The sequence below is a fragment of the Brevibacterium sp. RIT 803 genome (assembly GCF_016892625.1).
Taxonomy (GTDB): Bacteria; Actinomycetota; Actinomycetes; order Actinomycetales; family Brevibacteriaceae; genus Brevibacterium.
The window spans coordinates 246993-259647 of the sequence record NZ_JAFEMW010000005.1 but is presented as its reverse complement, the minus strand read 5'-3'; the positions used below and the strand labels follow the sequence as shown (position 1 = coordinate 259647).

Here is a 12655-nt window from a genome sequence, read left to right as displayed (position 1 = left end):
CCATGGGCAGAAAGAAGAGCTTCGAGGAGCAGGCGGTGATCAAGGCCGCCATCGCCGTCTTCAGCGAGCACGGATACACCGGCACCGACGTCGGCCTGGTCTGCGAGCGTGCGAACATCGGCCGCTCAAGCTTCTACAACACCTTCGACAGCCTCGATGCCCTGTTCCTGCGGGCACTGCGCGAATACACAGCGTCCGGAACCTCGCTTCGTGAGGAGCTGCGCACAGGAACAGCACCGGCCCCGACGCTCATCATGCACCGCCTCGGCGGGGAACTGGCCAAACAGTGCGAGGACGACAAGCGGATCGGATGCCTGTCGGCCAACACCGCGGCCGAACTCGGACGCGAAGTCGACGCGGTGTGCACGATCCTCGATCCCGACCGCCAGGCCTGGCTGGAGGTTTACAGCATCGTCCTCGAGCGCGGACAGGTCGAGGGACACGTCCGCCCCGAAGTCGACACGAAAGTGCACGCGGAGCTCATCCACAGCGTGCTTGCCGGACTGAGGATCACTGCTCGGGTGATGCCTGCTGACAACGTCCAGGCTCAGGCGAGCGCGTTCATCGAAGCACTGTGCACCCCCGCGGGAATCACAGCACTGCACAACCACATGCCACCCCACGCATATGTCGGCAGCGCGCCCGGACACCTCATCTCTACCGAAGGCAGCGCACAGTGACGACTTCGACTCAGACAAGAGTCCGTGTCCCGGCTCAGGTCTACCTCCTGGCAACGGTGATCTTCTGCCTCGGCACCAGCGAGTTCATGATCGCCGGAATCCTCGAGCCCATCAGTGCGGATCTGCAGGTCAGCATCCCACAGGCAGGCCTGCTCATCACCGGATTCGCCGTGGGGATGATCGGCGGGGCACCGGCCATGGCGCTGCTGACGCTCAAGCTTCCGCGTCGGGCCACGATGATCATCTCGATCATTGCATTCTCCGCACTGCACATCCTGGCCGCGCTGTCGCCGAGCTATTCGCTCCTCATGGTCACCCGCGTCCTGGCGGCCATCGCCTGCGGAGGGTTCTGGGCAGTGGCCGCTGTCCATACGACGCGCATCGCACCCGCCGAGGTGCATGGCCGTGCCCTGGCCAGCCTCGTCGGCGGGCTGACCGTTGCCAACCTCGTGGGTGTGCCCTTGGGTACCTGGGTGGGCACGCAGTACGGATGGCGAGCGACCTTCTGGGCCGTCGCCATCGTCACCGCACTCGCCGCCGTCCTCATCGCGCTCACAGTGCGGAACCCGACGAATGAAGACACCGGGTCAAGCCAGCATCTGCCCACTCTTCTCAAGGCCGAGCTCGCAGCGTTCAAGGGTCCACGAATCTGGCTGGCTCTGGCAACGACCGCTCTCTTCCAAGCCTCGGTCTTCGCCGCATTCTCCTATTTCTCGCCCCTGCTCACCCGGGTGGCGGGGATCTCCCACGATCAGGTCCCCGGAGTCCTGGCTGCCTTCGGCATCGGTGCCTTCGTCGGAGTCATCGTGGGCGGACGCTTCGCCGACAGGAACATCTTCGGCAACATCATCGGCAGCCTCGCGGCCCTGGCACTCAGTCTCTTCGCTCTATGGCTGGTGGCCGACACCGGCTGGGCGGCGATTGTCGTGATCGTCCTCATCGGTGCCAGCGGCTTCTCGATTGCGGGGGCGCTCAATGCTCGGGTATTCCAGATCGCCACACAGGCGCCGACCCTAGCGGCCAGCGTGAATACCTCGGCGTTCAACGTCGGCAATGCCGTCGGGCCGGCCCTCGGCGCCGCAGTCATCGCACTCGGCTGGGGGTTCAAGGCTCCCGTCGCCGTCGCGATCGTCCTCGCGCTGGCCTCACTCGTCGTCGTCGCGGCTGCGATCCGAGTCGAACGGGTCTGGACAGCTCGTACCGGTGTCGCGACGCTCGAAGAGTCCTCAGACGCTGTCGCCTGACGCCTCCGATTCACAGTATTCCCGGAGCAGCTTCTCAAGCCGATCAGTCATGAAGCGGTAGTACGCCTCCATCTGTTCAACTCGCCGACGCTGGACATGTGGCAACGTTCTGCCCTGATCGCGCACCGACTCCGCGAAATCCAGCAGTTGAGTCGTTGCCCGATACTGGTGGTCCAGGCATCCGATCCACGCATCTGACCTCCAGCGATAGACAAACTGCCGCTGTCCTGGTTCTTTGAACCGTTCGATCACGCCGTTGTCGATGAGCAACCTCGTGGTCTCCGAGACAGAGCCTTTGCTCGCGTCGAGAGCGTCTTGGAGCTGGGCCATGCTCAGCGGTGAATCACTGAGCATGAGAACGCCCGCCGCGCGACCTGCCATCGGGGGCCAGTTCATGGCCTCGCCGATCCGACGACTGAAACTCTCGATCAGCGACGCCTTCGCTGCCCGGTCATCTGTGTCTGCGAGCGCCGCCACTTCGAACTCCTTCATAACAATTCATTCTTGAATGAACATTCACTATTGACTGAATATTGTGATGTACGTCATTGTAGTGGAAGTGCGGAACAGTCCGCCACCCACTCCCAAGCTACCCGTTCTCAAGGAAGATGTGACGTGAAAGAAGACAACTGGGACATCATCGTCATCGGCGCCGGCTCCGCAGGGGCGGCATTCGCGGTTCGATCGGCGGAGAAGGGGAAGCGTGTCCTCCTCATCGAAGCCGGGCATGACTATCGGTCGGCAGAGATGCATGAGGCGTGGAGATCACCGAACCCTGCAGTCGCGATCATGGAACCCGACGCCATAGCAGGAATGATGTGGACCGATCTCAACGCAACCCGCACCGATTCTCAGCCCGAAGCAATCTATTGGAGAGGAAAGGGCGTGGGAGGAAGCTCATCGGTCAACGGGCAGATTGCGATCCGTCCGCCGCTCGAGGATTTCGACGAATGGTCGAGGTCCGGGTGCGAGGGCTGGTCGGGTGCTGAGGTCCTGCCCTACTTCTCCAAACTCGAGAACGACGAAGACTTCGGCACTGCCGAATTTCACGGCGACTCCGGGCCCACTCCCATCTACCGCGCGCCGCGCAACAGGTGGGGCGCAGTGGACACGGCACTGGCCGACTCAGCGTTGGCCGCCGGCTACCCCTGGGCCGCCGATGTCAATGCACCGCAGGCGACAGGAGTCTCTCCCTACCCCATCAATTCTCATGATTCGCGCCGCGTCAGCGTCAACGACGCCTACCTCGAAGGCGCACGTGGGCTGCCGACTCTCACCATCCTCGGCGAGGCGACCGTCGACCGCATCCTCTTCGAGAACTCGCGCGCTGTCGGTGTCAGCCTGCTCACCGGGGAGAACTCCGAGACCCGGTATGCGGACACCGTCGTCCTCAGCGCCGGGGTCATCCACTCACCGACGATCCTCCTACGATCTGGCATCGGCCCACACCACCAGCTGGAGTCTCTGGGCATCGACGTCCTCGCCGACCTTCCTGTGGGGCAGGGCCTGCAGGACCATGCGATGGCGTCTATCACCCTTCCGCTCAATGACTCCTCGGGCATCTCGTCACCGGACGATCGCCACACGAATGTGTGCGTGCGCTGGTCCAGCGGCCCAGAAGAGGGGACCGAGACAGTTAGATACAACGATCTGATGTTCGTCTCGATGAACCAGAGCGTGATCTCTATGGCCACGGCGAACACGGGCGCCGAATACGGCGCCTTCGGGGTCTGGCTCAACCAGGCCGACTCCCGCGGCACGGTCACGCTGACTTCGGCTGACCCCCACGCACAACCTGCGGTCGCAGAACGGATGCTCTCCGAGACTGGCGACCGTGCCCGACTCCGTGCCGGTATCCGGGCCGCAGTGAAACTGCTCGAACAGGACGCGACGCAGGCCATCCTCGGAGGATCCGTGAAGGACTGCAATGAGGAGCTCTTCTCTGTCCTCGACGACGATGACGCACTGGATGCCCACCTGCTGACCACTGTCGCCGATGCTCAGCACGGAACGAGCACCTGCCGCATGGGACGTGCCGATGATCCGACCACCGTCGTCGATTCCGGCTGCCGAGTGCACGGGATCGAGAACCTCTACATCGTCGACGCATCGATCTTCCCCTCGGTGCCGCGGGCCAACACGAACCTGGCATCGATCATGGTCGGCGAGCTGATGGCCGACCGCATCGACTGACCAAGGCACGGGCTGGCTCCGGCGCAGCCACCGACCTTTTCCCATCTTCAGAGGAGACACGACAATTGTGAAGACACTGCAGAACTACATCGGCGGCACCTGGACCAGCTCCCAGGACCCGAACCGATTGACTGTGATCAATCCATCGACCGAGGAATCGGTCGCCGAATTCCCACAAGGGGCGGCAGCCGACGTCGACCTGGCGGTCGCCTCGGCGAAGACAGCCCAATCCGCGTGGATGGCACTGACCGTCGAGGACCGCGTGGCCCGGATCATCCGATGGGCGGATCGGATCGAGGAACACACCGACGAACTGGCCCAACTCGAATGCCGCGAGATGGGCAAACCCGTGGGCATCGGCCGCAACTTCATCGCGGCCGGCGTTGACGGGCTGAAGGCCTCCGCACGGGAGGCGCTGACATACGCATTCGAAACCTCCACCGACGATCCCGACGGAGGTCGCACTCGAGTCATCCGCCAGCCTGTGGGCGTGGCCGCTGTCGTGACACCGTGGAACTTCCCCGTCACGATGGTTCTAGGTGCTCTGGGCCCCCTGCTCGCGGCCGGAAACACCGTAGTGATCAAGCCCTCGGAACGCTCACCACTGTCGACAGTGCGACTGTTCGAACTGCTCGACCTTCCCGAGGGCGTCCTCAATCTTGTGCTCGGCGACGTCCACGCCGGTGAACCGTTAGCAGGCCATGACGACATCGACCTGGTCCACTTCACCGGTTCAGTGTCCGCCGGGAGGAAGGTCGGTGCCGCGTCAGGACAGGCACTGCACCGTGCGGTTCTCGAACTGGGTGGAAAGGATCCCGTCATCGTCGACGAAGACGTCGATGTTCGGGCGACCGCTGAGGCGGTGGCCTTCGGCTCGTTCGTCAATACGGGACAGATCTGCACATCGATGGAGCGCATCTACGTGCATCAGGCCATTGCTGAGGAATTCGTCGTCGAGTTGGTCAAGGCTGCCGAAGCGTACGCCTTCGGCGATGGCCTGCAGGCGGACGTCATGATGGGACCCCTGGTCGACGAGAGGCAGCGGAACATCGTCGGTGACCAGGTGAGAGATGCCGTAGCGAAAGGTGCCACGGTGCGAACAGGAGGTGAAGTCCCCGCCGGGCACGGGTTCTTCTATCCGGCAACTGTCATCACCGATGTCGACTCGTCGATGTCAGTCATGAGTGAGGAGACCTTCGGTCCCATCGCTCCGGTCTCGGTCGTGTCCTCATTCGCCCAGGGGCTCGAGCGTGCGTCGGAATCATCATTCGGACTGGCTGCCACGGTGTACTCGCGCAATGCCGATCACATCGATCTGGCTGCCAGCATCCCCGCGGGCGTCGTGTGGGTCAATCGGTGGCAGGGCGGTAGCGGCGTACGGACCTATGAGCCGGCCCGAGCCAGCGGCATGGGAGTCACCGGCACGACAGCTGCCTATGACTCAGCTACTCGACCATTCACAGTGCACATCGCCCCGGACGCGTCTTGAGTCAACTCAGCCGACGACCGTCTGTCGATCGTCCCCGGCCCGCTCAAACCGCAACACGGTCATTCCGCCGGGAAACGCTCGCACCTCGGAAGTCGTCCAGGTCTGCGTGTTGAAGTCGGACCCAGAGCCCCACAGCGGCACACCCGTGCCGAGGGTGAGAGGACCAAGCTTGATGATGAGCTCATCGATCTCGGAACGCACGCTCGAGGCCAGCGTCCCGCCGCCGACGAGCCAGATGTCCTTGCCCTGCTCACCCTTGAGATCACGGATCCGTCCTACGGGATCATCGCTGACGACTTCGACAGCGGACTCCGGGTCGGCCCCGAGGGTCGAAGAGACCACGAGATGCCGCAGATGAGGGTAGGCGTCGGGCAGTCCTGCGGCCAGGCCGAGTTCGAAGGACCGGCGGCCCTCGATGACTGTGTCGAAGTGGAGTCCCGGGCCCGTAATGCCCATCGCGTCCCTGGCTGGTCCGGGCAGGGTTTCGGGATACTCGGTGCGAATGAAGTCGATATAGTCCTCGGTGATGGGCCACCATCCGCTGGGGTCGCCGCCATCCGGGCCGGCGATGAAGCCGTCGATCGAGAGTGCGACGAAGTACTTCAGTCTGCGGTGCTGGGGCATCGTTGCTCCTCGGCGTCTCTGATTCAGTTCGGCGACTCTCAATCAGTCTAGACCAGCGTCCCCGCGGGCTGGAGCTTCTCACGGGTGCCTTTCTGTCCCTCCTGACCCTCGCCCTTCTCGACCTTCCAGGGCTTGACCCAGGTCATCGCCTCGGACACGAGGACTTCGCCGCAGGAGCTGCAGACTTCACCCTGGGTCGTCTCCTGCCCGCAGGTATCGTGGATCATCGGCATGTGTGCGCCGCCGGTCGGCATCATGGTGTGCTTTTCGCCCCAGACCGCGAGCTGCTGAAGGATCGGCAGCAGATCGGCCGCGGCCTCGGTGGCGGCGTAGCCCTGACGGGTACGTGCCCCGTCCTGATAGTCGACTCTCTCCAACAGACCTGCCTCGACCATCGAGTGCAGACGTCTGCTGAGGACCGCCTCGGAGATCCGCAGACTCTCACGCAGCGTGTCGAAGCGTCCGCGCCCGTGGAGCACGTCGCGGACGATGAGCAGCACCCATGGATCGCCGAGCACGTCAAGGGAGCGCCCGACGGGGCAGAGCGCTTCGGACCAATCGGATCTCAACGCCATGAGCGTTACCTTTCTTCAGAGAAGTGTGGTTATACTGCCTCCAGTCTAACTTCTTTCAAGAAAGTATGAGGGATCGATGTCGACCACTCCAGTGCGTCCCCCTGACGCCAAGGCGGGCAAGCGTCACCGCATCCACCCCGCCTGGTGGGTGGCCGCCGTCGCGTTCCTCGCGCTGCTCGCCGCAGCAGGTTTCCGGGCAGCCCCGGGGGCGCTCATGATCCCGCTCCACAATGACTTCGGCTGGTCGATGAGCGTCATGTCCCTGGCGGTCAGCGTCAATCTCATCCTCTACGGGCTCACGGCGCCATTCGCCGCCGCACTCATGGATCGCTTCGGAATCCGCCAGATCGTGGCGCTTGCTCTCATCCTCGTCGCAGCGGGCGCCGGGGGCAGCGTGATCATGACCGCTTCGTGGCAGCTGCTCGTCTTCTGGGGGCTGCTCATCGGGCTGGGCACGGGGTCGATGGCTATGGTCTTCGCCGCAACCATCGCCAATCGGTGGTTCATCCGCCGCCGAGGACTGGTCATGGGCATACTCACCGCCGGGTCGGCCACCGGCCAGCTGATCTTCCTGCCTCCTGTCGCCGCGATCGCGGAGTCGACCGGGTGGCGTCCGGCTTCCCTGCTCATCGCTGCGGCGGCTCTCGTGGCCGTGCCGGTCGTGTGGTTCGTCCTCCGCGACCATCCGGAGGACCGCGGTGTCCTGCCCTATGGCGCCGACCCCGAGACCTATGTGCCCGACGAGCGGCCCACAGTTGGAGCCGCCAAGCGCGCCTTCGCCGGCCTGGCCTTCGCTGCTCGACATCGATCGTTCTGGGCTCTGGCCGTTGCGTTCGCCATCTGCGGGGCGACGACCAACGGTCTCATCGGCATTCACTTCATCCCGTCCGCACACGACCACGGCATGCCGACGACCACTGCGGCAGGTCTGCTCGCGGTCGTCGGGATCTTCGACATCGCCGGAACCGTGTTCTCCGGGTGGCTGACCGACAAATTCGACCCGCGCATCCTCTTGCTCACCTACTACACCTTCCGCGGCGTCGGGCTCCTGCTCCTGCCCTGGCTGCTCTCGGACGTCGTGCATCCGTCCATGGTGCTCTTCATCGTCATCTACGGCCTCGACTGGGTCGCGACCGTTCCGCCCACCTCGGCGCTGTGCCGTGAGGTCTTCGGCGAGCGAGGCACGATCGTCTTCGGCTGGGTCTTCGCAGCGCACCAGCTCGGCGCCGCGGCTGCCGCCTTCGGCGCCGGTGTCATCCGCGATGTCTTCGGCGAGTACACGTATGCCTGGTGGGGCGGGGCCGTGATGTGCGCGGTCGCTGCCGCCTTGTCATTCGCGGTCAGACGCAATCGTCAGACACGTGAGAGGACAGCCATCCCCGCCGAGGCGGCTGCTCAGGCGGCAACGCCGACCGAGGACTGAGCCCCGTGCGTTTTACGCGAAGACGGGCCCCACAGTTCGACGCGATTGCCCTCTTGTCTCACGATGGAGAGGGAATTGCCGGGCCTTTCCGCGTGTTGTCATACTTAGGTGAATCTATTCACGAGAGGACGTCCTATGAGCAAGTTCGCAGTGACAAACGCCAACACCGGTGAGGTTGAGGAAGAATTCGCTTCCGTCACGAAGGAAGAGATCCCCGGTTACATCGATCGTGCCCACGAGGCCCACCTATCGTGGAAGGAGACGCCGCTCCATGAGCGCGCGACGATCCTCCGGAAGTTCGCCGACCTCGTCGATGCCAATGCCGATGAGATGAGCGACATCATCGGCCGCGAGATGGGCAAGGTCAAGAAACAGGGCCTCGGCGAGGTGGACAAGGTCGCTCGCACGGCACGTTGGATGGCCGGCAACGCCGCCACCCACCTGGCACCCACACACCTCGCAGCAGCGGGTGCGGCCAGCAGCTATGTCCGCCACCAGCCGCTGGGCGTTCTGCTGGGCATCATGCCGTGGAACTTCCCCTATAACCAGATCGCCCGCTTCGTGCTGCCCAACCTCATGGTCGGCAACGCGATCATCATGAAGCAGGCCTCGATCTGCCCGAAGTCCTCGCAGTACTTCGAAGATCTCCTCACCGAAGCAGGTCTGCCCAAGGGCGTGTACCAGAACATCTACCTCGACAGCTCCCACGCCGAGGAGGTCCTCAAGGACTTCCGCGTCAAGGGCTTCTCCCTCACCGGCTCTGAAGGAGCAGGTGCCTCCGTGGCCTCTATCGCTGCGAAGTACTACAAGCGCGCCGTCCTCGAACTCGGCGGCAACGACCCGGCTGTCGTCCTCGACTCGAAGGACGTGCCGGCTGTGGCCAAGAAGCTCGTGGGCCTGCGTCTGGCAAACGCCGGTCAGGTCTGCACCTCGCCGAAGCGCATGATCGTCGTCGATGATCTCTACGACGAGTTCCTCGCCGAGGCTGTCAAGGCCGCCGAAGCGACGAAGGTCTCGACCTTCGACGACCCGGATGTCGGAATGGGCCCTGTCTCCTCCGAGGGTGCACTTGATGAGATCGTCGCCATGATCGACAAAGCTGTGTCCGATGGTGCCACTCTGCACACCGGTGGTAAGAAGCTCGACCGTCCGGGTTGGTTCATGTCGCCAGCAGTCATCTCCGACATCGACCCGAAGTCAGACCTCGGCTGCAATGAGCTCTTCGGTCCCGCGGTCATGATCTACCGGGCCAAGGACGAAGAGGATGCGCTGCGCCTGGCCAACGACACCGAATACGGACTCATGAGCTCAGTGTGGACCGACGACCTCGAAAAGGGAGAGGAATTCGGCGCCAAGATCAACGCAGGAATGACTCTCATCAACGGACACATGGAATCGGGACCGGAATACCCATTCGGCGGTATCAACCGCTCGGGCTACGGCCGCGAGAACGCTCAGTGGGCTTTCCAGGCCTTCACGAACGAACACCTGATCCGCGTTCACGCTTGAAACTGAGAGACCAAGGCCTGAGCTCCAGGCCTTGGTCTTCGGTTCGGACACACGGATAAGAGCACAGACAAAGATCCCGCCGACAGCGTCCATATCGCTGTCGGCGGGATCTTCTTTTACGAGTGCTGTCTCAATAGCTTCTCGAGTGGAGGTAAGGGGACTCGAACCCCTAACCCCCTGCTTGCAAAGCAGGTGCGCTACCAATTGCGCCATACCCCCGGGAGTACAGGCCGATATTACCCGCTCAGACGCTGACTGCGCAATCGGAGGCAAGAGCGAAGGTTCTGCTGCTCACGCGGACTCCAGCCGCATCACTACGCGCCTCGCACCTCCCACCTCGGAATCGGTGTCAGCGACCTTCGTGAATCCCTCCTTCTCGAACATCGACCGCAGTCCGGGATAGGTGAAGATCGGTGCCAGCTTCTCCGTGGTGTCGAGCGGGTAGGCTTCGATCACCTCGGCGCCGTTGGCCCAGGCGAAATCGATTGCGCCTCGGAGAATCTGCTGCCCGATTCCCTGCCGCCGCTTTCCTCCGCGTGTGCGCAGACAGAAGATCGACCAGGGTTCGACGTCATCGACTCTCGGATACGTCTTGGGATCGGCCAATTCCGCAACCTGTGAGCGAGGAGCCACCGATGACCAGCCGACGACCTCATCCTCGAGATAGGCCAGAATCCCCGGTGACGGCGACTGGGAGCACAGATCGTAAACGGCGTCCCTCCTCTCGACGGCATCGAGCCTCGAGGATGCTCTGCCGCCGAGCCGATAGGTCAGACACCAGCAGGCGATGGCGTCGGGGCCGCGTTTGGGCCCGAGCATCGTCTCCACGTCATCGAAGCGCTCTGCTGTGGCGGGGAGTATCTGAGCGTCCATGAGCCCCTCCTGATTCCGAACTGTGTCGGACACACTACTCCCGCACCTGCGACGTGACTACAGTGCCGACTCTCATCGGCCCAGAGGCCCGCGCACGCAGCAGTCTAAGCCTGGGCCACCTCGGAGTGCAGAGCAGTGACCAGAGGCTCCAGCTCCGGCACTTCGCCGGCATCGGCCAGCGCCGCTTCGAGTACCCGATCATGCGTCGGGCGAGCGGCGGCGAACAGTTTCCATCCGGACTCGGTGAGCTCAGTGTAGATTCCCCGACGGTCGTCATCGCAGAGGATCCTCGTCAGGAGTCCGCGATCCTCAAGACGGGTGACGAGACGCGTCGTGGCGCTGCTCGACAGGGCTGCCGCACGGGCCAGCTGCCGCATCCGCATGTGCCAGCCGTCCTGCCGGCTGAGCGCGTCCAGGACCGTGTATTCGACGACCGAAAGCTGATGCTCGCGCTGCAGAGAGCGCTCCAGTTCGGTCTCGATCAATGCGTGCAGAGCAGCAAGAGTACGCCAGCCACGAGACCGGATCTCGACTGCGTCATCTCTGATGCCCATGTGTCTCTCCTTCAGATCGTCTTCATCACAGAATACACCACTTGCGCGGATAGAACGCGTGTGCAAGTATTTATACCGTTGCGTTTGCAACTACTGCATACGCTTTCTATTGCACACGCGCCGAGGTGGTCCGCCGTCTTGGTGCGAAGGGAGATACACACCATGCCACTCGCACTTCTCGCTCTCGCCATCGGCGGGTTCGGAATCGGACTCACGGAGTTCGTCATCATGGGCCTGCTGCCCGAGGTGTCCGCGGACTTCGGGGTCTCCGAGACCGTCGCCGGCTATCTCATCTCGGGATATGCCCTCGCTGTCGCCGTCGGCGCCATCCTCATCACTGTGGCTCTGACCCGCGTCAACCGCAAGGTCGCACTCGTCGTGCTCATGGTTCTGTTCATCATCGGCAACGTCCTCTCCGCTCTCGCACCGAGCTACGACATGATGATGATCGGTCGAATCGTCGCCGCACTCTGCCACGGCGCCTTCTTCGGAATCGGCTCCGTTGTCGCCGCTGGCCTCGTTGCACCACATCGCCAAGCCGCCGCGATTTCAATGATGTTCGCCGGTCTCACCAGTGCCAACGTTCTCGGCGTGCCCCTGGGCACCTTTTTCGGTCAGGCCGCCGGCTGGCGATCGACATTCTGGGTGATCTCCATCATCGGGGTCATCGCACTCGTCGGCATCGTCCTTCTCATCCCGGCGACCGCTGCACAGGCGAGCGGCACCGGCAGCATCCTCGGCGAGTTCCGCATTTTCCGGTCCGGCCAGGTATGGGCATCGATTCTCATCACGATCCTTGGCTACGGGGGGATGTTCGGGGCCTTCAGCTATATGGCCTTCACTCTGACGGGGGTCTCGGGATTTGCCAGCTCATCAGTGCCCTGGCTTCTCGTCCTCTTCGGAGTCGGCCTGTTCATCGGCAACTTCATCGGGGGACGGGCCGCAGACAAGAGCCTCGGGGCCACGCTGATCACCCTGCTCATCGGACTCGTCATCATCCTGGCTGTGTTCTCCCAGGTCGCCGGAAGCCAGGCCGCCACGATCATCGCACTGGTGCTCATGGGCGCATTCGGCTTCGCCACAGTTCCGGCCATGCAGATGCGCATCATGCGTCACTCCAAAGAGGCTCAGACGCTGGGATCGGGTGCCAACATCGCGGCCTTCAACGTGGGCAACGCCTTCGGTGCCTGGATCGGCGGAATCACCATCGCCGCTGGCCTCGGCTACGCATCTCCGCTGTGGGCAGGGTCTCTGGTCACAGCCGCCGGCCTCGTCGTTCTCGTCATCGCCGGTCTCAGCCGGGGCGGAGAGCTGCGCCGCAGCTCAACCGCGCCGGATGCCGGGCAGCAAGCGGCAGTCGGGGAGCCACAGACTGTGTCCGCCTCAAATGCGACTGCGCAGACCGGGCAGTCCGCCTGACCCTGCCTGTCTCCACACAGCGATGCGGCCCAGGTCGGCTGACCCATCAGGGCCAGCCCACCTGGGCCGCAT

At 63.5% G+C, this 12655-nt stretch carries 12 protein-coding genes and 1 tRNA gene; 7 read left to right on the top strand and 6 right to left on the bottom strand.

Going from position 1 to position 12655, the window contains the following annotated elements:
* The first annotated feature begins 2 nt into the window (after positions 1–2).
* Together JTF07_RS16765 and JTF07_RS16760 are read left to right on the top strand one after the other, a co-directional pair.
* Positions 3–680, top strand: a complete 678-nt coding sequence (locus tag JTF07_RS16765; protein WP_204235352.1) for a TetR/AcrR family transcriptional regulator — start codon at positions 3–5, stop codon at positions 678–680.
* The gene (locus JTF07_RS16760; protein ID WP_204235351.1) at positions 677–1924 is read left to right on the top strand and encodes a Cmx/CmrA family chloramphenicol efflux MFS transporter; all 1248 of its coding nucleotides are present in this window, start codon (positions 677–679) and stop codon (positions 1922–1924) included. The genes JTF07_RS16765 and JTF07_RS16760 overlap by 4 nt, the downstream gene beginning before the upstream one ends.
* On the opposite strand, the gene JTF07_RS16755 is transcribed toward JTF07_RS16760, so the two are convergent.
* Positions 1907–2416, bottom strand: a complete 510-nt coding sequence (locus JTF07_RS16755) for a GbsR/MarR family transcriptional regulator (RefSeq protein ID WP_204235350.1) — start codon at positions 2414–2416, stop codon at positions 1907–1909. The two genes, JTF07_RS16760 and JTF07_RS16755, sit on opposite strands and share 18 nt — an antisense overlap.
* Before the next feature lie 123 nt (positions 2417–2539).
* Here JTF07_RS16755 and JTF07_RS16750 point away from each other — a divergent pair, with 123 nt between their 5' ends.
* Together JTF07_RS16750 and JTF07_RS16745 are read left to right on the top strand one after the other, a co-directional pair.
* Complete coding sequence (locus JTF07_RS16750) at positions 2540–4117, top strand: GMC family oxidoreductase (RefSeq protein WP_204235349.1); 1578 nt, start codon at positions 2540–2542, stop codon at positions 4115–4117.
* A 67-nt stretch (positions 4118–4184) separates the two neighbouring features.
* A complete protein-coding gene (locus JTF07_RS16745; protein ID WP_204235348.1) occupies positions 4185–5606 on the top strand; it encodes an aldehyde dehydrogenase family protein in 1422 nt (473 codons plus the stop codon).
* Between the two features lie 6 nt (positions 5607–5612).
* Here JTF07_RS16745 and JTF07_RS16740 read toward each other — a convergent pair whose 3' ends face one another.
* The gene (locus JTF07_RS16740) at positions 5613–6230 is read right to left on the bottom strand and encodes a dihydrofolate reductase family protein (RefSeq protein ID WP_204235347.1); all 618 of its coding nucleotides are present in this window, start codon (positions 6228–6230) and stop codon (positions 5613–5615) included.
* Between the two features lie 47 nt (positions 6231–6277).
* Positions 6278–6805 (bottom strand): winged helix-turn-helix transcriptional regulator, encoded by a 528-nt coding sequence (locus JTF07_RS16735; protein WP_204235346.1) that lies wholly within the window; start codon positions 6803–6805, stop codon positions 6278–6280.
* Positions 6806–6881: 76 nt separating this feature from the next.
* Between JTF07_RS16735 and JTF07_RS16730 the strand changes: the two genes are divergently transcribed.
* Positions 6882–8228, top strand: coding sequence for an MFS transporter (locus JTF07_RS16730; protein ID WP_204235345.1), 1347 nt, complete (start codon positions 6882–6884; stop codon positions 8226–8228).
* A 135-nt stretch (positions 8229–8363) separates the two neighbouring features.
* Positions 8364–9737: an NAD-dependent succinate-semialdehyde dehydrogenase gene (locus tag JTF07_RS16725; protein WP_204235344.1), complete on the top strand. Its 1374-nt coding sequence runs from the start codon at positions 8364–8366 to the stop codon at positions 9735–9737.
* Positions 9738–9883: 146 nt separating this feature from the next.
* On the opposite strand, the gene JTF07_RS16720 is transcribed toward JTF07_RS16725, so the two are convergent.
* The 3 genes from JTF07_RS16720 to JTF07_RS16710 all read right to left on the bottom strand — a co-directional run bounded on the left by JTF07_RS16720 (position 9884) and on the right by JTF07_RS16710 (position 11164).
* Positions 9884–9956: transfer RNA gene (locus JTF07_RS16720), tRNA-Ala, on the bottom strand.
* A 72-nt stretch (positions 9957–10028) separates the two neighbouring features.
* Positions 10029–10610: a GNAT family N-acetyltransferase gene (locus tag JTF07_RS16715; RefSeq protein WP_204235343.1), complete on the bottom strand. Its 582-nt coding sequence runs from the start codon at positions 10608–10610 to the stop codon at positions 10029–10031.
* Between the two features lie 104 nt (positions 10611–10714).
* Positions 10715–11164, bottom strand: a complete 450-nt coding sequence (locus JTF07_RS16710; protein ID WP_204235342.1) for a MarR family winged helix-turn-helix transcriptional regulator — start codon at positions 11162–11164, stop codon at positions 10715–10717.
* A gap of 162 nt (positions 11165–11326) precedes the next feature.
* Between JTF07_RS16710 and JTF07_RS16705 the strand changes: the two genes are divergently transcribed.
* On the top strand, positions 11327–12583 hold the full coding sequence (locus JTF07_RS16705) for an MFS transporter (RefSeq protein ID WP_204235341.1): 1257 nt from the start codon (positions 11327–11329) through the stop codon (positions 12581–12583).
* The last annotated feature ends 72 nt before the right edge of the window (positions 12584–12655 follow it).